General features: G+C 62.2%; 17 protein-coding genes. 12 read left to right on the top strand and 5 right to left on the bottom strand.

Translation table 11 applies throughout. The features are described from left to right. Positions 1–159 precede the first annotated feature (159 nt). The 7 genes from pstS (at position 160) to phoR (ending at position 6,874) form a co-directional block, all read left to right on the top strand. Positions 160–1,191: a phosphate ABC transporter substrate-binding protein PstS gene (gene pstS / locus Cth01_RS18750; RefSeq protein ID WP_003067330.1), complete on the top strand. Its 1,032-nt coding sequence runs from the start codon at positions 160–162 to the stop codon at positions 1,189–1,191. A 173-nt stretch (positions 1,192–1,364) separates the two neighbouring features. Continuing rightward, positions 1,365–2,303, top strand: a complete 939-nt coding sequence (gene pstC, locus Cth01_RS18755; protein WP_034358718.1) for a phosphate ABC transporter permease PstC — start codon at positions 1,365–1,367, stop codon at positions 2,301–2,303. Next, positions 2,300–3,190 (top strand): phosphate ABC transporter permease PstA, encoded by an 891-nt coding sequence (gene pstA, locus Cth01_RS18760; RefSeq protein ID WP_034358716.1) that lies wholly within the window; start codon positions 2,300–2,302, stop codon positions 3,188–3,190. Before pstC ends, pstA begins: the two co-directional genes overlap by 4 nt. 17 nt (positions 3,191–3,207) lie before the next feature. Beyond that, complete coding sequence (gene pstB / locus Cth01_RS18765) at positions 3,208–3,984, top strand: phosphate ABC transporter ATP-binding protein PstB (protein ID WP_003067324.1); 777 nt, start codon at positions 3,208–3,210, stop codon at positions 3,982–3,984. 10 nt (positions 3,985–3,994) lie between these two features. Continuing rightward, the gene (gene phoU, locus Cth01_RS18770) at positions 3,995–4,696 is read left to right on the top strand and encodes a phosphate signaling complex protein PhoU (RefSeq protein WP_003067322.1); all 702 of its coding nucleotides are present in this window, start codon (positions 3,995–3,997) and stop codon (positions 4,694–4,696) included. Between the two features lie 18 nt (positions 4,697–4,714). Next, positions 4,715–5,410 (top strand): phosphate regulon transcriptional regulator PhoB, encoded by a 696-nt coding sequence (gene phoB / locus Cth01_RS18775; RefSeq protein ID WP_003053455.1) that lies wholly within the window; start codon positions 4,715–4,717, stop codon positions 5,408–5,410. Positions 5,411–5,497: 87 nt separating this feature from the next. Next, positions 5,498–6,874, top strand: a complete 1,377-nt coding sequence (phoR, locus tag Cth01_RS18780; RefSeq protein ID WP_045840064.1) for a phosphate regulon sensor histidine kinase PhoR — start codon at positions 5,498–5,500, stop codon at positions 6,872–6,874. Here the strand turns inward: phoR and Cth01_RS18785 are convergent. The 3 genes from Cth01_RS18785 to Cth01_RS18795 all read right to left on the bottom strand — a co-directional run bounded on the left by Cth01_RS18785 (position 6,871) and on the right by Cth01_RS18795 (position 10,386). Next, positions 6,871–8,244: an MATE family efflux transporter gene (locus Cth01_RS18785; RefSeq protein ID WP_045840065.1), complete on the bottom strand. Its 1,374-nt coding sequence runs from the start codon at positions 8,242–8,244 to the stop codon at positions 6,871–6,873. The two genes, phoR and Cth01_RS18785, sit on opposite strands and share 4 nt — an antisense overlap. Further along, the gene (locus Cth01_RS18790) at positions 8,241–9,965 is read right to left on the bottom strand and encodes a hypothetical protein (RefSeq protein ID WP_045840066.1); all 1,725 of its coding nucleotides are present in this window, start codon (positions 9,963–9,965) and stop codon (positions 8,241–8,243) included. Before Cth01_RS18790 ends, Cth01_RS18785 begins: the two co-directional genes overlap by 4 nt. A gap of 175 nt (positions 9,966–10,140) precedes the next feature. Continuing rightward, positions 10,141–10,386, bottom strand: coding sequence for a type B 50S ribosomal protein L31 (locus Cth01_RS18795; RefSeq protein WP_003053459.1), 246 nt, complete (start codon positions 10,384–10,386; stop codon positions 10,141–10,143). Between the two features lie 356 nt (positions 10,387–10,742). On the opposite strand from Cth01_RS18795, the gene Cth01_RS18800 reads away from it, so the two are divergent. The 5 genes from Cth01_RS18800 (at position 10,743) to Cth01_RS18820 (ending at position 17,886) form a co-directional block, all read left to right on the top strand. After that, positions 10,743–12,446: a PHA/PHB synthase family protein gene (locus Cth01_RS18800; RefSeq protein ID WP_045840067.1), complete on the top strand. Its 1,704-nt coding sequence runs from the start codon at positions 10,743–10,745 to the stop codon at positions 12,444–12,446. 87 nt (positions 12,447–12,533) lie between these two features. Next, positions 12,534–13,007 (top strand): phasin family protein, encoded by a 474-nt coding sequence (locus Cth01_RS18805; RefSeq protein ID WP_045840068.1) that lies wholly within the window; start codon positions 12,534–12,536, stop codon positions 13,005–13,007. Between the two features lie 183 nt (positions 13,008–13,190). Next, positions 13,191–15,509 (top strand): DUF3141 domain-containing protein, encoded by a 2,319-nt coding sequence (locus Cth01_RS18810; RefSeq protein ID WP_045840069.1) that lies wholly within the window; start codon positions 13,191–13,193, stop codon positions 15,507–15,509. Continuing rightward, a complete protein-coding gene (locus tag Cth01_RS18815; RefSeq protein ID WP_072248262.1) occupies positions 15,506–16,618 on the top strand; it encodes a bifunctional enoyl-CoA hydratase/phosphate acetyltransferase in 1,113 nt (370 codons plus the stop codon). The genes Cth01_RS18810 and Cth01_RS18815 overlap by 4 nt, the downstream gene beginning before the upstream one ends. 71 nt (positions 16,619–16,689) lie before the next feature. After that, the gene (locus Cth01_RS18820) at positions 16,690–17,886 is read left to right on the top strand and encodes an acetate/propionate family kinase (protein WP_045840079.1); all 1,197 of its coding nucleotides are present in this window, start codon (positions 16,690–16,692) and stop codon (positions 17,884–17,886) included. A 281-nt stretch (positions 17,887–18,167) separates the two neighbouring features. Here Cth01_RS18820 and Cth01_RS18825 read toward each other — a convergent pair whose 3' ends face one another. Both Cth01_RS18825 and rbbA read right to left on the bottom strand, forming a co-directional pair. Continuing rightward, the gene (locus Cth01_RS18825; protein WP_034358702.1) at positions 18,168–19,295 is read right to left on the bottom strand and encodes an ABC transporter permease; all 1,128 of its coding nucleotides are present in this window, start codon (positions 19,293–19,295) and stop codon (positions 18,168–18,170) included. Between the two features lie 159 nt (positions 19,296–19,454). Beyond that, entirely contained in the window at positions 19,455–22,241 is a 2,787-nt protein-coding gene (gene rbbA / locus Cth01_RS18830; RefSeq protein ID WP_045840070.1) for a ribosome-associated ATPase/putative transporter RbbA, read from the bottom strand. Positions 22,242–22,247 lie beyond the last annotated feature (6 nt).

The raw sequence follows: 22,247 nt of genomic DNA on the forward strand, positions 1-22,247 counted from the left end.
GGTCAAGGCTCAGCAGTTTGCGAATGAAATATGACACTCGCATGACCGCTTTGGAGCTCTTTCACTCGGTTGCGCCTTGAAATTTTCATGTCACGACCTTGTCATAAAAGGTTTTTAAAGTTCACTCCATCGAATCTTTCAACCCTAAGAGGTCGTTTCATGAAGTTGTCCTTGATTCACGTTCTGGTGGCTGGTGCTCTGTCTGCAGCGGGTATTGCCAACGCCAGCCAGGAAGCCACAGGTGCCGGTGCGAGCTTCCCGGCTCCTCTGTATTCCAAGTGGGCTGCCGACTATCACAAGGCCACTGGCGTCAAGATTAACTATCAGTCCGTGGGTTCCAGTGCCGGTGTCAAGCAGATCGAAGCCAAGACCGTGGACTTTGGTGCTTCCGATGAACCCCTGAAGGATGACGAACTGGCCAAGAAGGGTCTGGTTCAGTTCCCCACCGTGATCGGCGGCATTGTTCCCGTGGTCAACATCAAGGGCGTGGCTCCCGGCCAGCTGAAGCTGTCGGGCCAGGTGCTGGGCGATATCTACCTGGGCAAGATCTCCAAGTGGAACGACCCCGCCATCACGGCTCTGAACCCCGGTGTGGCACTGCCTGATGCCGCTATCGCTCCCGTGCGCCGCGCTGACGGCTCCGGCACCACCTTCGGCTTCACCAACTACCTCTCCAAGGTCAATGCCGAGTGGAAGGAAAAAGTGGGCGAGGGCAAGGCCGTGAACTGGCCTACCGGTGCCGGCGGCAAGGGTAACGAAGGCGTTGCCGCCTTTGTGGGTCGCCTGCCCAACTCCATCGGCTATGTCGAGTACGCTTATGTGAAGCAGAACAAGCTGACCTACACACAGCTGCAGAACAAGGAAGGCGCTTTTGTCTCTCCTGACGACGAGACCTTCAAGGCTGCTGCTGCTGGCGCTGACTGGGCCAAGAGCTTCTATCAGATCCTGACCAACCAGCCCGGCAAGAACGCCTGGCCCATCACCTCGGCAACCTTCATCCTGATGCACAAGACTCAGGAAAAGCCTGCTCAGGCCGCCACCTCGCTGAAGTTCTTCGACTGGGCTTACAAGCAAGGTGACAAGACTGCCGCCGACCTGGACTATGTGCCCATGCCCGACGCAGTCAAGAACGTGATCTACAAGTCCTGGAACGACATCAAGGACGCTTCGGGCAAGGTTGTTTCCAAGTAATTTCGTGTCATCAGTGAGCAGCGGGCTGCCGTGCCGGACGGTATGTTCGCTGCTTGTTTCAACCCTTTGCGAATAAAGGCGCTCACGTGTCCACTACGTCGCCCTCCAGTTCGCTGGCTGCAGCCCCCACCGATGCCGCCAAGCGACGCTCTCCCTCTCCGCCACGTGCTCCGATGATCTCGGGACGTATGGCGGATCGTTTGTTTGGTGGCCTGGCACGCAGCGCAGCAATTTTGACGCTGGTGCTGCTGCTGGCCATCATGGTTTCGCTGATCTTCGGTGCCTGGCCCGCCATCTCCGAATATGGTCTGAGCTTTCTGACCAGCAGTGTCTGGGACCCCGTGCAGGATCAATACGGCGGTCTGGTCATGATTTACGGCACGCTGGCCACTTCGGCCATCGCGCTCATCATTGCAGTGCCCGTGAGCTTCGGCATTGCCCTGTTTCTGACGGAACTCTCGCCTGCCTGGCTCAAGCGCCCTCTGGGCACTGCCATCGAGTTGCTGGCCGCAGTTCCCTCCATTGTTTACGGCATGTGGGGCCTGATGGTGTTCGGCCCCGTGCTGGCCACCTATGTGCAGCAGCCTCTGCAGAACCTGCTGACCGGTGTGCCCTATCTGGGCGCTTTTGTCTCCGGCCCTCCCGTGGGTATCGGTATTTTGTCGGCCGGCATCATTCTGGCCATCATGATCATCCCCTTTATCGCCTCCGTGATGCGCGATGTGTTCGAAGTCACGCCGGCGCTGCTCAAGGAGTCGGCCTACGGTCTGGGCTCCACGACCTGGGAAGTGGTCTGGAAAGTGGTGCTGCCCTATACCAAGACCGGCGTGCTGGGCGGCGTCATGCTGGGCCTGGGCCGCGCACTGGGCGAGACCATGGCCGTGACCTTTGTGATCGGCAACATGAACCAGCTCAATTCCCTGTCCGTGTTCGAGGCTGCGAACAGCATCACCTCGGCGCTGGCCAATGAGTTTGCCGAAGCGGGCGAGGGCCTGCATCAGGCGTCGCTGATCTATCTGGGTCTGGTGCTGTTCTTCATCACCTTCGTGGTGCTGGCCTGCTCCAAGCTGCTGCTCAACCGTCTGCAGAAGAACGAAGGAGCCCGCTCATGAGCCCGACCTCCACCTCCACCAAAATGCTCGACGCAGCCGATCTGGCTGCGGTGCGTCAGGCCAAGTACAACAAGCGCAAGCGCCTCAATCAGGTCGCGCTGACCCTGTCCATGGCAGCCATGCTGTTTGGCGTGTTCTGGCTGGTCTGGATTCTCTGGGAAACCATTCGCCAGGGCCTGGGTGGTCTGAACTTCGCCCTGTTCTCGCAGATGACGCCTCCCCCCAACGAGGAGGGCGGTATTGCCAATGCCATCTGGGGTTCGCTGATGATGGTGGCGCTGGCCACTTTCGTGGGCACGCCGATCGGTGTGATGGCCGGGGTCTATCTGGCCGAGTACGACAAAAAAGGCTGGCTGGCTTCCACCACCCGCTTCGTCAACGACATTCTGCTGTCGGCCCCCTCCATCGTCATCGGTCTGTTTGTCTATACCGTGGTGGTGGTGCGCTTCAAGAGCTTCTCCGGCATGGCCGGCGTGATCGCGCTGGCGCTGATCGTGATTCCCGTGGTCATCCGCACCACGGAAAACATGCTGGTGCTGGTTCCATCCAGCCTGCGTGAAGCGGCTTATGCGCTGGGTACGCCCAAGTGGAAGGTCATCATCATGGTGACCTTGCGCGCAGCCCGCGCCGGCGTGATCACCGGTGTGCTGCTGGCAGTGGCCCGCATTGCTGGCGAGACCGCTCCGCTGCTGTTCACGGCGCTGAACAACCAGTTCTGGAATGCCGACATGAGCAAGCCCATGGCCAGCCTGCCGGTCACCATCTTCAAATTTGCCATGAGCCCGTATGAGAACTGGCAGCAACTGGCCTGGGCCGGTGTCTTCCTCATCACTGTGGCTGTGCTGGGTCTGAATATCCTGGCGCGTTTCATCACCCGCCAGAAATAATTCGAAAGTTCAAGATCATGACTGCAATCACTGCTCCCGCCAACATCAAGCTGGCCGTGCGCGACCTGAACTTCTACTACGGCAAGTTTCACGCGCTGAAGAACATCAACCTCGATATTCCCGAGAAGAAGGTCACGGCCTTCATCGGCCCCTCGGGCTGCGGCAAGTCCACGCTGCTGCGCACCTTCAACCGCATGTTCGAGCTCTATCCCGAGCAGCGCGCCGAAGGTCAGATCATGCTGGACGGCGACAATCTGCTGACCAGCAAGCAGGATGTGGCTCTGATTCGTGCCAAGGTCGGCATGGTGTTCCAGAAGCCCACGCCGTTTCCTATGTCCATCTATGACAACATCGCTTTCGGCGTGAAGCTGTTCGAGAATCTCAACGCCTCGGACATGGACGACCGCGTGGAGTGGGCACTGCGCAAGGCAGCGCTGTGGAATGAAGTCAAGGACAAGCTGCAGCAAAGCGGCTCGGGCCTGTCGGGCGGTCAGCAGCAGCGTCTGTGCATCGCGCGCGGCATTGCCATCAAGCCCGAAGTGCTGCTGCTGGACGAGCCCTGCTCGGCGCTGGACCCCATCTCCACGGCCAAGATCGAAGAGCTGATTGCGGAGCTGAAGAACGACTACACCGTGGTCATCGTGACACACAACATGCAGCAGGCCGCCCGTTGCAGCGACTACACGGCCTATATGTATCTGGGGGATCTGGTGGAGTTTGGCGACACCGAAAAAATGTTCTTCAAGCCCCAGCGCAAGGAAACGGAAGACTACATCACAGGCCGCTTCGGCTAAGGACTTAAAAATGACAGAAAAACATTTGTCCACGCAGTTCGACTCCGAACTCAATCGTGTCTCGGCACGCGTCATGGAGCTGGGCGGTCTGGTCGAGTCGCAGATCAGCAATGCCGTCTACGCACTGACCAGCTTCAGCACCGAAGCGGTTGAGCAGGTCATCAGCACCGAGCAGCGCGTCAACGCCATGGAGGTCGAGATCGACCATGAGCTGTCGTCCATCATTGCGCGCCGCCAGCCCACGGCCCGCGACCTGCGCCTGCTGATCGCCTTCTCCAAGGCCACGGCCAACCTGGAGCGCATGGGCGACGAAGCCTGCAAGATGGCGCGCATGGTCAAGTCCATCATCGAAAGCGGCGCTGCCCGTTCGCTGCCCAGCGGCGAGTTGCGCATGGCGGCACAGATGGCTTCCGAGCTGCTGCGCAAGACCCTGGATGCCTTCGCACGACTGGACACCAAGGCGGCGGTTGCCATCTTGCGTGAAGACGACCTGATCGACGAAGAGTTCGACGGCTTTGTGCGCAAGCTCATCACCTACATGATGGAAGATCCGCGCACCATCTCCGCCAGCCTGGACCTGCTGTTCCTGGCCAAGGCCATCGAGCGTATCGGCGACCACTCCAAGAACGTGGCCGAGCTGATCATCTACCTGGTCGAGGGCAAGGATGTGCGCCATCAGACCATGGCTGAAATCGAATCTGCGGTGTTGTAAGACGGAGGCTACTCAGGGATGAAGAAGATGCCCATGGTCCTCATCGTGGAGGACGAACCTGCGATTGCAGAGTTGATCGCGGTCAATTTGAGGCATAACGGCTTCCAGCCCGTCTGGGCGGAAGACGGTGTTTCGGCGCAGCGCGAGCTTGATGCCGTGCTGCCCGACGTGATTTTGCTCGACTGGATGCTGCCCGGTGCCAGCGGCCTGTCTCTGGCCCGCAAATGGCGTGCCGACAGTCGCACCAAGGCCGTGCCCATTCTCATGCTGACGGCGCGTGGCGACGAGCCCGACAAGGTGGCGGGCCTGGATGCCGGTGCGGATGACTACATCACCAAGCCTTTCTCCACCCAGGAGCTGCTGGCCCGTATCCGTGCCGTGCTGCGCCGCCGTGCGCCTGAGCAGGTGCAGGACAAGGTCAGCATTGGCGAGCTGGTGCTGGATGCCGCAGCCCACCGCGTGAGCTGGCAGGGCGATCTGCTCAAGATCGGACCTACCGAGTTCAAGCTGCTCAACTATCTGATGAAGCACCCCGAGCGCGTGCACAGTCGTGCGCAGTTGCTCGACAAGGTCTGGGGCGATCATGTCTTCATTGAAGAGCGCACCGTGGACGTGCACGTCAAGCGCTTGCGAGAATCGCTGGGCGTGGCGGGTGTTCTGATTGAGACCGTGCGCGGTGCGGGCTACCGTTTCAGCGCCCAGGCCATGGCCTGACAGCACTTCCCCCCGAACCTCGGCCCAGCCTGGCTGGGTCGTCAAAAATCACAACTGAAAGCAAATATGGGGTGGCGTGGTTTTCGATTGTTGGCTTCTCAGGTCGCGGCAGCCGTGGTGGTATGGCTGCTGTGGGCCTATCTGGTTGCACCTGCCGCTACGGTGCTGCAGCAATGCGTGGCGGCCATGGCGGGCGCCTTGATCGGCGGCTGGATATGGTGGCTGGTGGACAGCTGGAATGGCGCGCGGCTGCTGCACTGGCTGCGCCAGTCGGAACTGGGCGCGGTACCCAATCTGGCAGGGATCTGGGGCGAGGCCAGCGTGCGCATGCGCCGCTGGATTCGCCAGAGCGTGCAGCAGGTGCAGCAGGGCGACCAGCGGCTCAATGACATTCTGTCTGCCTTGCAGGCCAGTCCCAATGGTGTGGTGCTGCTCGATGCACAGGGCCGCATCGAATGGTGCAATCAGATTTCCGCCAAGCAGTTCGGCTTTGACGCCGAGCGCGATGTGCTGCAAAGCATCGGTAATCTGGTGCGAGATCCTCAGTTCAGTGCCTATTTTGCGGCGCAGGACTTCAGCCATGATCTGGTCATGCAGGGGCGCGAAAGCACACCTTCGCGGCCGGTCAAGCTGTCGGTGCAGCTCTACGGCTACGGTGAAGGGCGCAAGCTGCTGCTGGCGCGCGATGTGACGGCGCTGGAGCAGGCCGAGGCCATGCGCCGCGACTTCGTGGCCAATGTCTCGCACGAAATCCGCACGCCTCTGACCGTGCTGGCCGGTTTTGTCGAGACCCTGCAGAACCTGCCGCTCGAGGAAGACGAGCGCAGGCGCTATCTGGAGCTGATGGCCCAGCAGGCCGAGCGCATGCAGCATCTGGTGGAAGACTTGCTGACCTTGTCGCGCCTGGAGGGCAGCCCGCTGCCCAGCAACAATGACTGGGTGTCGGTGGCGCAGCTGCTCAATCGCTGTGAGAACGAGGCTCGTGGCCTGTCCAATGCCTTGACGCGCAAGCAGGCCAAACCCCATGTGCTGAACTTTCCTGATGAGCAGGCACTGCGGCAGGCCGGAGATCTGGCAGGCGCAAGCGCAGAACTGCACAGTGCGTTTTCCAATCTGCTGGCCAATGCCATGCGCTACACGCCGGCTGGCGGGCAGATCGATGTGCGCTGGCAACTGCTGCCCGATGGATCGGCCCGCTTTGCCGTCAAGGACTCCGGCCCCGGCATCGACGAAAAGCATGTGTCGCGCCTGACGGAGCGCTTTTATCGCGTGGATCGCAGCCGCTCACGCGATACGGGCGGCACCGGCCTGGGGCTGGCCATCGTCAAGCATGTGCTGCAGCGGCATGGCGCCAGGCTCAGTATTGAGAGTGAGCTGGGCAAGGGTTCGGAATTCGCCGTCACCTTCCCGCCCAGCCGAGTGCGGGCGGCTGCTGAAGTACCCGCCAAGGCACTTTCTCATTAGGAGGCTCCAGGCTGGGTCTGCGGCTTTGGAGGTTGTATGGCTCTGTGCAAAATGCTGCTGAAGGCCATGGCCGTGACAAACAGGGCTGCCGCGCTGCAAACCCAGAAGGGCATGGGTGTGGCCTGCCAGTCCAGCCAGCCTTCGGCTGCCTGCCATCGGTAGGTCAGCCAGTAGCCAAGGCCCAGGCCGCCGCCCCATAGCAGCAGGCAATAGATCACCAGAGGCGCCACGGTCACGCGATAGCAGCGCAGCACGAAAATGCAATAGGTCTGCACGCAGTCCGCCACATGGTATGCAGCCACGCAGATTAGCAGCCAGGATGTCATTGCCAGCACCCGCGGGGAGTCGGTGTAGATGTCTGCAATCCAGGTGCGAGCGATCAAGAGCGTAGCTGCTGTCGCAATACCGATGAGCAGAGCAAGCTTGAAACACTGTTGAATCAGCGTCCTGGCCTGGGCCTCATCACCGGCGCCGCGCCAGTAGCTGACTCGGGCGCTGGTGGCGATGGCCAGAGAAAGCGGCACCATATAGCAGATGGCGGCCAGATTGGCGGCGATCTGGTGGCTGGCGGACGAGAGCGAGCCCTGCCTTGCCACATACAGGGCCATGAGGGTGAAGGAGGTGACTTCCACCAGAATGGCCAGGCCTGCAGGAATGCCCAGGCGGCAGAAATGGCCAAGTTGCCGCCAGTCAGGGCGCTCCAGCTTCTGCCAAAGCGCCAGCGGAGCATAGAAATCCTGAGTGCGCATCAGCCACAGAGCCACGGCAAACATGGTGTAGTTGACCAGCAGCGTGGCCAGTGCGCAGCCCACTGCTCCGAGGGGCGCAAGACCCAGCCCGCCAAAGGTGAACCAGATGGACAAGGGGATCTTGATCAGCAGCGAGATGAGTTGCAGCCAGGTGACCAGCTTGGGGTGGCCTAGCGCCTGGTTGAGCGCGCTGTAGATGCGAAACAGCAGCGCCGGAGGCAAGCCCCAGGCCAGTACGGCGAGATAGCGCTTGACCTCCAGTTGCAGCGCATCGGGCACGCCCGTCCAGTGCAGCAGTGCACCGGGCATGAGCAGCACCGCCATGCCGAGCACGCAGGCCATGGCGCACAGATACATGGACTGGCGCAGCGATTGACCTATGGCCAGGGGCTGACCAGCGCCGCGCTGCTCGGACCACAAGGGCAGAAGAGCCTGAAAAATGCCCATCAGCGAGGCATAGACGCTGATGAAAATGGCCAACCCTACGGAGAGGGCGGCCACGGCATCGTTGGAATAGCGGCTGGCCACGATGGTGTCGGTGGTGCCAAAGGCCATGACGGCCAGCTGCCCGGCCAGCACGGTGCCCGCATGCCGTCCTATGTACTGCAATTCGCCCTTCATGGGGCTTTGGGGTCGGTGTACTTGAGCAGTACCAGGACTTCCTTTTGGCCTGCCAGACGGGTGATGCGGCTGACCTCGCTCCAGCCCTGGCGCAGCTTGCGATTGTGATCGCCCGCCCAGCGGTCTGCGTCGACCAGCGCCCAGCCGCAGTCGCCTGGATTGCTGCGACGCAATAGCGCCGTATCCACATGGGTGTAGTAGCGCACGGCCGCAATCTGCGAACGGCCCAGGCCGTAGGTCAGCACGCAGCTTGTGGCGCCGTTCTGCTTGAGTTCGCCGCCCAGCTGTGTCATCTGGAATTCATAGCTGCGAGCATGATCCAGCGGCTCCATCCAGAGTGTGGACAGCAAAACCCAGCTCAGTGTGGCGCCGCCGGCCGGGAGCACCAGGCTCTTCCAGATGGCTGCACGATTGCGCGAGGTGCGCCAGACCACCAGTACAAACCAGCCGGCCGTGGCGATCAGCGCCACGATGACGGTGAGCCAGGAGATGCTGGCCTCGAACTGCGGAGCCAGACGCGCAATATTGGCGGCGATCTTGGGCGGGAATCCGGTCTGAAACGCCAGCCAGACCACCCAGATGGCAATCGCGGATGCCGTAAAGAACAGCAGCGTGAACCAGTCGATCAGCGCGCTGATGCTGCGGCGGAATGTGGGCAGGGCGAAGGCGGCCAGGGTGGCAATGGCGGGAAGTCCCAGCAGCAGCGCACGATCGGCCGGGGTGCTGCTCAGGCAGGCAGCCACAGGGACTGTGGCAAACAGCAGGGCGATGGACAGATGCGGGTTGTGACCGGGGCGTGCAATCTGGCGGCGCCAGACCCACAGTGTCCACAAAGCCAGGGGCCAGGCGGGCCAGCAGAACCACAGCAGCAGTTGCAGCAGGGCATCCCAGTCCTTGAACGAGTCCACCAGATGCCAGACCCATTGATGCAAGGCCGTGGTCAGGCTGGCAGCGAGCACCGTGGCGGCCAGCCAGGCTGCGGCCCAGGTGCGGGCCTGACGATGGGCGCGGCCGGGATTGTCGCCCCAGCTGCGCTGTGTGAAGGCGATCACGCTGCCGCCCAGTCCGAACAGTACGGAAAGAGTGGGTGCGCCGCTCAGGGCCAATCCCAGCAGGCCGAATAGCAGTGCCGCGGCTGACTTCCTGGGGTGATAGGCCATGGCCGCTGCTGCAAAAAACAGCAGCGCCGTGCAGCCCAGCTGCGTGACATAGCTGGTGGTTTCATGCGAGAGCTGGGCCAGGCCCAGGCAGGCAACCAGGGCCAGCAAAGCCGCATCGGCCATGGCGCGGGCATAGTCGATCAGCTGGGCTTCCCCGCCAAAGGCAAAGGCCACGGGCTGCGCCCCGGGGGTGCGTGCAAGGTAATAGGCTCCCCACCAGGTGGCGCCCAGGGTCACGATCAGCAAGGCGATGAAGGGCAGGCGCGCCGCCATCTCGGCGCCAAGCAGCCACTCGAAACCCTGCAAGGACAAGGCACCCAGCCAGTAGGGCAGCAGACCGTCCATGCTGGGAGCCAGGCCCGAGAGCTTGGGGGCCAGCCAGTCGGTCTTGCCCAGCGCCAGCTCGCGCATATAGCCAAAGGCCTCCATATCGTTGGAGCGCCAGGGGCCACGCATGACAAAGCCGGGAATCACATAGGCCAGGCACAGCAAAAGCAGGGCCCAGCGCGGCAGGCGGCGTACAGCGCTTTGGGCAACGATGGCAGGTGTGGGCTGGTTCACGCAATCAATCCAGTAGCGGCTGTGCGAATTTGCACGGCCAGATCAGGCGAAAGCGCTTGAAGTCAAAGCGCTTGGTGCTCCGATGATAGGAGCATTGGGATTCCGTGGGGCGGCACCCAAAAAAGAAAAAGGCAGCACGGTTGCCCGGGCTGCCCTTTCAGCAAAAAAGTAAGAATTACTTCTTGCCGAAGCGGTTGCGGAACTTCTCCACGCGACCACCCATGTTGTCCACCGACTTTTGTGTGCCAGTGTAGAAGGGGTGCGATTCAGAAGTGGTATCCAGCTTGAACAGAGGGTACTCTTTACCTTCGAAGTTTTCGGTTTCCTTGGTGGAAACGCAAGAACGTGTCACGAACTTGAAGCCGTTGGACATGTCAACGAACAGAACTTCGCGGTAATTGGGGTGAATGCCTTCTTTCATGATCTTTCCTTTGGTCAAGTGCGGGAGCCGCACCAGCCTGTCCGGTGTACTTTCCGCATAAAAGCTCTCCATTATTGCACACAATGAGAAAACACCACCACATGCGTCCGCAGGCGGTGGTGTGCGGTCAGCTTGCAAACCATGACCAATAGCTTCGGTGGCAGGCCTGATCCAGGCAAGGCTGCAGAGTTCTTCTGGCTGCAGCAGCCCGGTGCTTGGAGCCGGCTTGCGCATGCCGGAGCGCTTCCGGCTGCGGGAGCTTGATGTGGCTCAACTCCCGGCAGGTCGTGACTATGCAACAACTTCTGCAGCGCATAAGATGTTGCGTTATTGCCATGCAGCAAAAAGGGGCCGCTATGGTTGACCGCGAGGCCGAAGCTCAGTTCAGTTCCAGCCAGCAGCTTGATCAAGCTGTGCGTGCGATGTGGGCGCAGCAGTGGCTGTCGGTTTCCCCCGAGTCCCAATGGCAGGCCTGGATGGATTGGGCCGGCAATCTCGCCATCAGCCCGGGAAAGCGTCTGGATCTGGCAAGGCTGGCGCTGGAGGAATGGGCCAGGCTTTGCTATGGCGGGCCACAGACGCAGGAGGCGGAACGTCTCTTTCAGGCTCCTGAATGGAGGCAATGGCCGTTCACGGTCATGAGTGCGGGATTTGTCGCCCAGCAACGCTGGTGGCAGGCTGCCACCCAAGGCGTTCCAGGTGTTGAAAAACATCACGAGCGTCTGGTCGGGTTCTGGAGCAGGCAGTGGCTGGAGATGCTTTCGCCAGCGAACTTTTTTGCCACCAACCCGATAGTTCTGGAACGTACCGCCAAAGAGGGCGGGGCGAATCTGGTGCGTGGCTTCCAGTACCTGATGGAGGATGTGCATGCGCAGCTCGCAAACAAGCCGCCTGCAGGTTGCGAGGGGTTTCAGGTGGGGCGCGATGTGGCCGTCACCGCTGGCAAGGTGGTGCTGCGCAACCAGCTGATGGAGCTGATCCAGTACGCGCCGACAACCGACAAGGTCCATCCCGAGCCGGTATTGATCATGCCGGCCTGGATCATGAAGTACTACATCCTGGATCTTTCGCCACACAATTCGCTGATCAAGTATCTGGTCGATCAGGGACATACGGTGTTCTGCGTCTCCTGGAGGAACCCCGATGCCGGAGATCGAGATCTGGGCATGGACGACTATGTCGAGCTGGGCTGGCGCGCTGCGCTGGATGTCGTCACGGCCATCGTGCCGGGGCAGAAGGTGCATGCCGCAGGCTATTGTCTGGGCGGAACCTTGCTGGCCATTGCGGCAGCCGCGATGGCGCGCGATGGAGACGAGCGTCTGGCATCGATGACCTTGCTGGCCGCGCAGACCGATTTCACCGAACCCGGCGAGCTGGCGCTGTTCATCGACGAAGCGCAGGTCAGCCTGCTTGAGGCCCAGATGGCCCAGCAAGGCTATCTGCGCGCCGATCAGATGGCGGGCGCATTCCTGATGCTGCGCTCCCATGATCTGCTGTGGTCGCGCATGGTCAATCAATACCTGCTGGGCGAGCGGGCACCGATGAGCGATCTCATGGCCTGGAATGCCGACGCCACGCGCATGCCTGCCAGGATGCACTCGCAATACCTGCGCCGTCTGTTTCTGAATAACGATCTCAGTGAAAGCCGCTATCCGGTCGATGGCAAGCCGGTCTCGCTCCTCAATCTGCAAGTGCCCATCTTCTGTGTGGGAACGCTCACCGATCATGTAGCGCCTTGGCAATCGGTATTCAAGCTGCACCACCACACTGCGGCTGAAATCACCTTTGTGCTGACGAGTGGCGGCCACAACGCCGGCATCGTCAGCGAGCCCAGCCATCCGCGACGCCGCTACCAGTTGCTCACGCGGTCTGTCGGCGCGCAGGACGTTGTCGCCCAGCAGTGGCAGCAAGAGGCCGAGCAGCGCCAGGGCTCCTGGTGGCCGGCATGGGACGAGTGGCTCAAAAACAGATCCGGCACACCGATAGCTCCGCCGCGCATGGGCGGCACGAGCGGCGGGCCCTTGTATGACGCTCCAGGCCAGTACGTGCTCGGGCATTGAGTTTTCAAAAGCCGTCTGGTCACGGTGATATGCCGGACGGTCCGCCAGCCTCTCGATAGGCACCACCATCACCATAGGGAGAACGATATGAGCATTCAAGCGACCCCCCTGAATCTGTTCAAGGCCAATGCCGAGCTGCAACTGCGCATCGCTCAGCTTATGCGTGAAAGTGGCCATCGCTGGCTGGCAGCCGCGCAGCAGACCAGTGCTGCAGGCATCAGTGAAACCACGGCGGAACTGCAAAGCCTGCTGCGTGCCGAAGACTGGCAATCACTGGCCAGCCTGCCCGCCGAGGCTTTCATGCGCAGGCTCGAAGACCGCATGAGCGATGCCAAGAGCGCCAGCGATATCGCGATCAAGAACCAGCAGGCTTTTGCCAGCGGTCTGCAGCAGGCCCTGGAGACCTGGCAAAAATCTGTGGCCGAGGCCCTGCGTGCCGACGGCGCGCCCAATCTGCCCGCTTTGCCACTGCAGGACATCTTCAAGCAATGGCTGTCTGCCTGGACGCCGGCCACTCAGGACCCCGCTCAGGCCAAGAGCGGCAAAGCAGCGCAGAAGTAGGCAATCGGCTGGCGCAGCTTCAGCCCAAGATGGCGACGCTGCCGCCTGCGGGCCGGCTGGTCAGCTGGCTCTCCATTGCAAAAAATCCGATGTTTTCGGCGTTTTGTGGCGATCCATAAAACGCTGGATGCTATTGTTTTTGAATCTTCTTGAGACAGAAGATTGTGACTTCGGGAGCACGACATGAGCAAACCCAGCGGGACCAGTCCGTCGACCAGCGGGTCTGTTGATCCTTTTGCATGGTGGCGGGCCGCCGGGGCCTATGCGGTGGATGCCGCTCAACGTGCGGTGCTGTATGCCGACATCGAGCGGCAGGTGGGCGACCAGTACCGGACCCAGCGTGAGGCCAGGATGCCGAACGTGCTGCATTTCCCCGCGGAACTCGTGATGTCGGGGCTGGACCTCCCAAGACCTGTCAACTATGGCCTGGTGCGCATTCAGGCGTCCGAAGACCGGCCTGCCGACCCCGCCAAGCGTCCATTCGTCGTGATAGATCCACGCGCCGGGCATGGCCCGGGCATAGGTGGCTTCAAGCCCCACAGCGAGATCGGTGCTGCGCTGGAGGCTGGCCACCCTTGCTACTTCGTCGGTTTTCTGCCTGATCCCGTACCTGGTCAGACGGTGGAAGATGTGATGCGCGCCGAAGCTGCGTTCATGCGTCGCGTGGCCGAGCTTCACCCCGAGAGTGAGGGCAAGCCGGCGGTCATCGGCAACTGCCAGGCGGGCTGGCAGATCCTGATGACTGCCGCTGTCTGGCCCGAGCTGTTCGGGCCCATCATTGTTGCCGGAGCGCCCCTGTCGTACTGGGCCGGTGACAATCCCATGCGTTATTCGGGCGGACTCCTCGGGGGCAGCTGGATGACGGCTCTTGCCAGCGATCTGGGTAACGGCCGCTTCGACGGCGCCCATCTGGTGCAGAACTTCGAGCAGCTCGATCCGGCCAACACGCTGTGGAGCAAGCAGTACAAGGTCTATGCGAATGCCGACACCGAAGCCGAGCGCTATATAGACTTCGAGAAATACTGGGGCGGCTATGTCTTTCTCAACGATGTGGAGATGCAGTACATCGTCGACAATCTGTTCATAGGCAACAGGCTGTCGACGGCCCAGTTGCTGACATCGGACGGGGTGCGCATCGATCTGCGCAATATCCGCTCGCCCATCCTGGTGTTCTGCTCCTATGGCGACAACATCACGCCGCCGGCCCAGGCTCTGGGCTGGATCACCGATTTGTACGCCAGCGACGACGACGTGCGCGCTCATGACCAGACCATCATCTTCAGCACGCACGACAGCATCGGTCATCTGGGCATCTTTGTTTCGGGTGCGGTCGGCAGCAAACAGCACCGCAAGTTCGCCAGTGCCATCGAGCAGATCAATCTGCTGCCGGCAGGCATCTACCGCGCCAGCGTGGACGATGCCACGAAGCAGGAGCAAAAGCTGCTCCATGATCCCTATCTGCTGAGCATCCGTGCCAGCGGCATCGATGAAGTGCGCGATATCGTCAAGCCCGATCCGGAGTCTGATCGCCGTTTCGACGCAGCGGCCCGCGTATCCGACATCAACCTGGCTCTGTATCGCAGCATATGGCAACCCTGGGTGCGTGCGCTGAGCACTTCCCAATCGGCACACTGGTTGCAGACCTTGCATCCCATGCGCCTGCAATTCGAGGCCTGGAGCAGCCAGCACCCGCTGGCTTGTCTGATACGCAGCAGCGCCGAATACATACGCGAACATCGCCAGCCCGTGGATGAGGCCAATCCCTGGCTGCACATGCAGCAGCGGTGCTCGGCCGCACTGGATCGCGCTCTCGATGATTTCCGCGACCGGCGCGACCATATCTACGCCCTGTGGTTCGACATGCTCTATGGCTCGCCGCTCATGCAGGCGCTGGCTGGGCATGCTTATGGCGAGAGCGCACCAGTGCGCCAGCATCCTGGCTCCACCCCCGAGCATCTGGCGCTGATGGCGGCCAGGCAGCAACAGATCGAGAGCAGCGTGGATCAAGGGGGTGTGTTCGAAGCCACGTTGCGCGGCTTGCTGAGCGTGCTGTCCCGGCGTCGCGCTGTGGACGAGCGCTACTACCACCTGGCTGCGCAATTGCTGGAGCAGCAAGCACCTGGGCGCTGGAGTCTGGCCGAGCTGCGAGCCGCCATCCGCGAGCAGACCCTGGTGATGAGGCAATGCGGCAGCGCTGCCATCGAAGCCATTCCCAGCTTGCTGAAGAACACGTCTGCCGACACCATCCGCAGGGCCGGCGAAGCCATCACCCAGATGGCAGCCATCGATAAGGAGCCTGGCGCCGAGGATGATGCCGTGAGACATGCTTTGCAGCAGGTGCAGGCCTTGTTCGAGCAGGCTGCACTGGCGCAGCAGCCCCGGATCCAGGAGCCTCTGGAACTGGCGCCGGCTCCGGTGCAGACTCCTGCAGCTCCCCGGCGGGCTGCGGCTGCTGTGCGACGTAAACCGGCCGCACCACGCGGCAAGAAAGGAGTGCGATGAGTCAACCGAGCCCAGACATGACGCTGCAGCCGTTTGAGGGCATAGCCGTCGGCGACAGCCTGCGCGTCACGGTTGCCTCCCGTGACGCGAGCACGCTGACGCTGCTCTGCGCCCACGATGCGCAGCCCCGGCAGCCATCCTCGCATCCAGCGGTTTCCATGCCATCAGGCCAGCCGCTTGACGTTGCCTCGCATCACGGCCTGACCCGGCTGCTGGCGGCTGTCAAGGAACTGCCGCCAGTTCGCGTGGGGGTCGTCCATCCCTGCGATGCCACCAGCCTGTCCGCCGCGCTTGACGCGCATCGGCTGGGGCTGATCGAGCCGGTCCTGATCGCTCCGCGCGCCAGGCTGGAGGCGGTTGCTCTTGCGCAGGGGGTCGAGCTGCAGGGCCTGCGCATCGAAGACGTGCCGCACAGTCATGCAGCAGCCGAGCGTGGAGCCAGACTTGCCGCCAGCGGCGAAGTCGAGGCACTGATGAAAGGCAGTCTGCACACCGACGAGCTGATGGCGGCTGTCGTTGCCGGTATTGCCGGGTTGCGCACCAAGAGGCGTGTAAGCCATTGCTTTGTGTTGCAGACGGCCAGCTACCCACGCCCCTTCATCGTCACCGACGCGGCCATCAACCTGGCCCCCGATTTGTTGCAGAAGGCCGATATCGCGCGCAATGCCATCGAGCTGGCACAGGTTCTGGGTGTGGCAAGGCCCAAGCTCGCCATCCTCGCCGCCGTCGAGACGGTCAACCCCAACATGCCTGCGACACTGGATGCTGCTGCATTGTGCAAGATGGCCGACCGGGGCCAGATCACCGGGGGCGTGCTGGACGGACCGCTGGCTTTCGACAATGCAGTCTCCATCGAGGCCGCGCGTACCAAGGGCATCACCTCTCCAGTGGCAGGTCAGGCCGACATCCTGCTGGTGCCCGATCTGGAAAGCGGCAATATGCTGGCCAAGCAGCTCATGTACCTGGGTGGCGCTGCCAGCGCAGGCATCGTGCTTGGCGCCAAGGTGCCCATCGTGCTGACCAGCCGCGCGGACTCGCGCGAATCCCGCATTGCATCCTGTGCGATTGCGCTGCTGCTCGCACATCACTACCGGCAGACGCCGCCCTGAAATACATGGCCGATGGCACCGGACTGGCAAGTGCAGCAGTCTCGGTCACGTCGGCAGACAAAGGCCCTGGCATGAGCAATTCCGTCATCATCGTTTTGAACTGCGGCTCGTCGAGCATCAAGTTCGCCGTATTCGAGGCAGCAAGTCCCCTGCCGCGCAAGCCTCTTTGGAACGGCAAGGTACAGGGCATTGGCGGGCCCGCTCCCGACTTCGGAGAAACCGGCGTCAAGCCCTTTGCCATCGAACTGGGCGCAGAGCATCCGTATCGCGATGCGCTGCGCATCATCCGCGAGCGCATCACGGCCCGGCTCGAGGACCGGCCCGTGGCGGCGATCGCCCATCGGGTGGTGCATGGCGGCAGCAAGTATTTCGAGTCCACCCGCATCGATGCAGGCGTGCTGCGAGACTTGCGCAGCTATGTGCCGCTGGCACCGCTGCATCAGCCGTTTGCGCTGGAGGCCATCGAGATCCTGTTGCGCGAGCGGCCCGACATCGTGCAGATTGCCTGCTTTGATACCGGCTTTCATCACAGCTTGCCCAAGGTGGAGCAGATCCTGCCACTACCCTACGAATGGTGGCAGCGCGGCGTTCGCCGCTATGGCTTTCACGGACTCTCGTATGCCTATATGGCGACCGCGCTGGCCGAGCGTCATGGCGACAGGGCCAGGGGCCGCACCATCGTCGCCCATCTGGGCAGCGGCGCCAGTCTGTGCGGCATGCAGCAGCTGCAAAGCGTGGCGACCACCATGGGCTTCTCGGCCCTGGATGGATTGATGATGGGCACCCGCACCGGGGCGTTGGACCCGGGGGCCGTGCTCTATCTGATGGAGATCGAGAAGCTGACGCTTCAGGAGGTCGGGCGTCTGCTCTATCACGACTCGGGGCTGCTGGGCGTGTCGGGCATCTCGTCCGAGCCGCGCGTGATCCTGCGCCATGTCCGGGATTCAGGTGAGGCTGGCGAGCGGGCGCGCATGGCGCTGGACCTCTTTGTACGCCGCATCGTGCGCGAGATCGGTTCTCTGGTCGCTGCGCTGGGCGGGCTGGACATGCTGGTGTTCACGGCGGGCATTGGCGAGCACAGCGAGGAGATTCGAGCCCGCGTCTGCGCCGATCTGGCATGGCTGGGCCTGGAGCTGGATGAGCAGGCCAATGCAGCCCATGCACCGCTCATTTCATCTGCAGACAGCCGGGTACTGGTGGGAGTTGAGCCCACGAATGAGGAGTGGGTGGCCGCCCGCGATACGGTGCGAATTCTCGCGGATTCATAGTCTTTTTGACGTGCATCGAGTGGCGGCAGGGCTTGAAGGCGCCATGCCGATATTCATGGCGGCACAGAGCTGAGGCCGGACGGTTGTGCGCCGGCTTCGCTCTCTTGCGCCGGACACTGCCTGGCCGCATCGATGCTCGCCTGGATGGCAGCGCGTGCCTGAAGGCTGTTCTTCCAGCAACTGGAGCCGGTGAGGGCCGAGGCCTTGAGGTTGGAAGGAAAAAACTTTCAGCAGAAACCGGCAATACGCCCTTCATGGTTGCCGCGGCGCCCGGCCAGAACTCAGGCCATGCTCGACAAGGTTTTTCTGAACCGCATCAGCGACAGCCAGAACAGCACTGCGCCGATTCCCGCCAGCCACACAAAGGGCTTCCACACGGTTTCGATGCCGGCGCCGCGATACAGAATCGCCTGACCCAGCTCCACAAAGTGCGTGGTGGGAGCGAAAAGCATCACATCCTGCACCAGCTGGGGCATGGATTCGCGGGGAGTCATGCCACCAGACAGCAATTGCAGCGGCAGCAGCGTCAACACCATCAGCAGGCCGAACTGCGGCATGCTGCGCGCCACTGTGGCCAGAAAGATGCCCATGGCCGTAGTTGCGAACAGGCACAGGGCCGATCCTGCCATGAACAGCAGCAGACTGCCTTCGATGGGCACCTTGAGCGCGCCGCGCACGACCAGATTGAGCGAGACACCTGCCGCCAGCAGCACCACGGCGCCCATGGACCAGACCTTGGCCAGCATGATCTCGGTAGGCGTCACGGGCATGACCAGCAGATGCTCGATGGTGCCATGCTCGCGCTCGCGGATCAGCGCCGCGCCCGTGAGGATGATGGAGAGCATGGTGACGTTGTTGATGATCTGCATCAGTCCGCCGAACCATATCTTGTTCAGTCCGGGGTTGAAGCGGGCGCGCAGCTCCAGGTCCACGGGCAGTGCGCTGGCTCCCCGGTGGCGCTGCACGAACTCGTTGACTTCGGCCAGCACGATCTGCTGCACGTATCCGCTGCCGGAGAACGCCTGGCTCATGCGCGTGGCATCCACGTTCAGCTGCAGCTCGGCCTTTCTGCCGGCCAGCACATCGCGCTGGAAGTTGGGAGGAATGGTCAGCGAGAAGGTGAAGTCGCCAGCATCCAGCCCGGGATCCACATGGCTGAAATCCACCATCTGCGGCGGCATGAACTGAGGCGGGTAGAACGCCGAGCTGATGCGTGCGGACAGCGGTGACTGGTCTTCGTCGACGATGGCAATCGGCGCCTTGTGCAGCGTATCGGGCATGGCCGTGGCCGCGGTGTACACCGAGGCCGTGAAGGTGTAGACGATGAGCACCAGCATCACCGGGTCGCGCCACAGGCTCCACAGTTCCTTGACGCCCAGGCGCCAGATATTCTTGAGGCTATGCAACATCGTAAAAGTCCAAGGTGTGCCGTGAAGCAGAAGACGCTCTGAACAAGCGCAGGCCCAACGCAGGGACACCGAGCCAGGGCCGCCCCGCAGCGAAGGTGTCGTCCCCCTCCCGCGCAGCGAGAGAGGGGGAAGGCGCGCAGCGACTCAGGGGGATCTTCATTACTTCTCCTGCTTGGGCAGAGCCCAGATGGCCACGCCCATGATCACGGGAATGGCGATCAGCAGCGGCAGCAAGGTAGGCGCCAGATCGTGCAGGCCCAGCGCCTTGTTGAAGACGCCACGGCTGATGGCGAACATATAGGTGGCCGGGTAGATCTCGCCAATCCAGCGACCGGCGCCTTCGAGCGATGACACCGGATCGGTCAGCCCCGAGAACTGTGTGGCCGGAATCAAGGTGCCCAGCATGGCAAAGAACATGGCGGCAATCTGGCTGCTGGTGACGGCCGAGGCCAGCAGGCCCATGCCCGTGGCAATAACGCTGAAGAGCAGGGCCGCCAAGACGAGTAGTGAGAAGCTGCCGGTCATGGGCACGCCAAAGACGAAGACCGCCATGGCACACATCAGAAAGAAGTTCAGCATGGCCAGCACCACATAAGGCAGCTGCTTGCCCAGCAGAAATTCGATGCGGGTCACGGGAGTGACGTACAGATTCACGATGGAGCCCAGCTCTTTTTCGCGCACCACGGCCAGGGCTGTGAGCATGGCGGGCAGCATCATCAGCAGCAGCGGAATCACGGCCGGCACCATGGCTGGCAGGCTTTTCACATCGGGGTTGTAGCGAAAGCGGGTTTCCAGACTGACCTGGCTGGCCAGTTGCACGCCCAGTCGCTCGCGCGACTGCTGCACCAGCCACAGCTGGTGCATGGCCTGGACATAGCCTTTGACGGTCTCGCCGCGCTGGGGCATGGCACCGTCGAACCAGGCGCCAACGGCTACCTTCGAGCCGCGCAGCACATCACGGCCAAAACCGGGTGGAATCTCGATGGCCAGTGCCAGCTCGCCGCTCTTCATGCGCCGGTCCAGGTCCGCGTAGTCCTGGATGGGAGGCATTTCAATGAAATAGCGCGAGCCTGCGAGATTGTTCACATAGTTCTGGCTGATGGTGCTCTGGTCGCGGTCGAGCACGGCAAACTTCAGGTCTTCGACGTCCATGCTGATGCCGAAGCCGATCACCACCATCAGCACCAGCGAACCCACCAGAGCCAGGGTGGCGCGCACGGGATCGCGCCGCAGCTCCAGCGACTCGCGCCACAGATAGCTCCACAAGCGTTGCAGGCTGAAGCCAGGGGCTTTGTGTGCTTCTGAAACAGGAGCTTGCTGCGCTTTGTTTGTATTGGTATCAGATACTTTTGATGTTGAAGATAAGGCTGAGTAAGCGGTGGTAGCTTCTTTTTTGATATCAAGCACGGGCGCTGCCTCGCCCGAGGCCTCCACCAGATAGCCGATGAAGGCCTCCTCCAGGGTGGCCGCGCCGCGCTTGGCGGTCAGGGCTGCCGGCCTGTCGCTGTCCAGCACCTTGCCCGCATGCATCATGGACATGCGGTCGCAGCGCTCGGCTTCGTTCATGAAGTGCGTGGAGATGAAGATCGTCACCCGGTCGCGGCGCGAGAGCTCGATCAGCAGGCGCCAGAACTGATCGCGAGCCACGGGGTCCACGCCCGAAGTGGGCTCGTCGAGAATCAGCAGCTCCGGCTTGTGCACCATGGCCACGGCCAGAGACAGGCGCTGGCGCATGCCCAGCGGGATATTGCCGGGCAGCGTCTCGCGCACTTCGGTGAGGCCGAAGCGGGTGAGCATCTCCTCGACACGCGCGGGGATCTCGGCCGGATCCACGTGGAAGAGTTCGGCGTGCAGCACCAGGTTCTGCAGCACGGTCAGCTCGCCGTAGAGCGAGAAGGCCTGCGACATATAGCCCACGCGCCGGCGCGTGGCCACGTCATGCGGATCGATCTTCTTGCCAAACAGCCAGGCATCGCCCTCGCTGGCGGGCAGCAGCCCGGTCAGCATCTTCATGGTGGTCGATTTGCCGCAGCCGTTGGAGCCCAGAAAGCCGAAGATCTCGCCGCGACGAATGCGGAAATTCACATGGTCCACGGCCACGAAATCGCCAAAGCGCATGGTGAGATCACGCGCCTCGATGGCGATGTCGTCATCGCTGGTCTGCAGCGGCGGGATCACCACGGCGGCATGGCCGCGCTTTTTTTCTTCGGGCAGCAGGGCGATGAAGGCGGCCTCCAGCGCCGGCATGCCGGTGCGCTCCAGCAACTCGGCGGGGGTGCCGGTGGCCAGAATCAGGCCGTCATCCATGGCAGCCAGCCAGTCGAAGCGCTGGGCCTCGTCCATATAGGCCGTGGCCACGATCACGCTCATCTGCGGGCGCTGGCCGCGAATGCGGTTGATCAGATCCCAGAACTGCGCGCGCGCCAGAGGGTCCACGCCGGTCGTGGGCTCGTCGAGAATCAGCAGGTCGGGGTCGTGGATGAGGGCGCAGCACAGCGCCAGCTTCTGCTTCATGCCGCCCGAGAGCTTGCCGGCAGGGCGGGAGAGGAATTTCTGCAGTCCGGTGCTCTGGGTCAGATCGTCGATGCGCGCCCGGCGCTCGGCCGCGTCATGACCGAAAAGGCGGCCGAAGAACTGCAGATTCTCTTCCACCGATAGTGTGGGGTAGAGGTTCTTGCCCAGGCCCTGAGGCATGTAGGCAATGCGGGGGCAGACGGCATCGCGGTGCTTTTTGCTGCGCATGTCGCCGCCAAGCACCTGTATCTCGCCGCCCTGCAGGGCGCGCGCGCCGGCAATCAAAGACAACAGGCTTGACTTGCCCACGCCGTCAGGGCCGATCAAGCCGACCATGATGCCTGCAGGAATCTCCAGGCTCAGTCCGCGCAGCGCCTGCGTCTTGCCGTAGGCGAGCGTCACATTGCGCAAAGTGGCTACATGCTGGGTCATGGCAAA

Origin of the sequence: Comamonas thiooxydans (genome assembly GCF_000964545.1) — a bacterium.
GTDB lineage: Bacteria > Pseudomonadota > Gammaproteobacteria > Burkholderiales > Burkholderiaceae_C > Comamonas > Comamonas thiooxydans.

Coding starts and splice junctions, on each gene's coding strand:
- pstS (WP_003067330.1), top strand. CDS start 160: ATGAAGTTGTCCTTGATTCACGTTCTGGTGGCTGGTGCTCTGTCTGCA.
- pstC (WP_034358718.1), top strand. CDS start 1,365: ATGATCTCGGGACGTATGGCGGATCGTTTGTTTGGTGGCCTGGCACGC.
- pstA (WP_034358716.1), top strand. CDS start 2,300: ATGAGCCCGACCTCCACCTCCACCAAAATGCTCGACGCAGCCGATCTG.
- pstB (WP_003067324.1), top strand. CDS start 3,208: ATGACTGCAATCACTGCTCCCGCCAACATCAAGCTGGCCGTGCGCGAC.
- phoU (WP_003067322.1), top strand. CDS start 3,995: ATGACAGAAAAACATTTGTCCACGCAGTTCGACTCCGAACTCAATCGT.
- phoB (WP_003053455.1), top strand. CDS start 4,715: ATGAAGAAGATGCCCATGGTCCTCATCGTGGAGGACGAACCTGCGATT.
- Cth01_RS18785 (WP_045840065.1), bottom strand. CDS start 8,244: ATGAAGGGCGAATTGCAGTACATAGGACGGCATGCGGGCACCGTGCTG.
- Cth01_RS18795 (WP_003053459.1), bottom strand. CDS start 10,386: ATGAAAGAAGGCATTCACCCCAATTACCGCGAAGTTCTGTTCGTTGAC.
- Cth01_RS18800 (WP_045840067.1), top strand. CDS start 10,743: ATGGTTGACCGCGAGGCCGAAGCTCAGTTCAGTTCCAGCCAGCAGCTT.
- Cth01_RS18805 (WP_045840068.1), top strand. CDS start 12,534: ATGAGCATTCAAGCGACCCCCCTGAATCTGTTCAAGGCCAATGCCGAG.
- Cth01_RS18810 (WP_045840069.1), top strand. CDS start 13,191: ATGAGCAAACCCAGCGGGACCAGTCCGTCGACCAGCGGGTCTGTTGAT.
- Cth01_RS18815 (WP_072248262.1), top strand. CDS start 15,506: ATGAGTCAACCGAGCCCAGACATGACGCTGCAGCCGTTTGAGGGCATA.
- Cth01_RS18820 (WP_045840079.1), top strand. CDS start 16,690: ATGAGCAATTCCGTCATCATCGTTTTGAACTGCGGCTCGTCGAGCATC.
- Cth01_RS18825 (WP_034358702.1), bottom strand. CDS start 19,295: ATGTTGCATAGCCTCAAGAATATCTGGCGCCTGGGCGTCAAGGAACTG.
- rbbA (WP_045840070.1), bottom strand. CDS start 22,241: ATGACCCAGCATGTAGCCACTTTGCGCAATGTGACGCTCGCCTACGGC.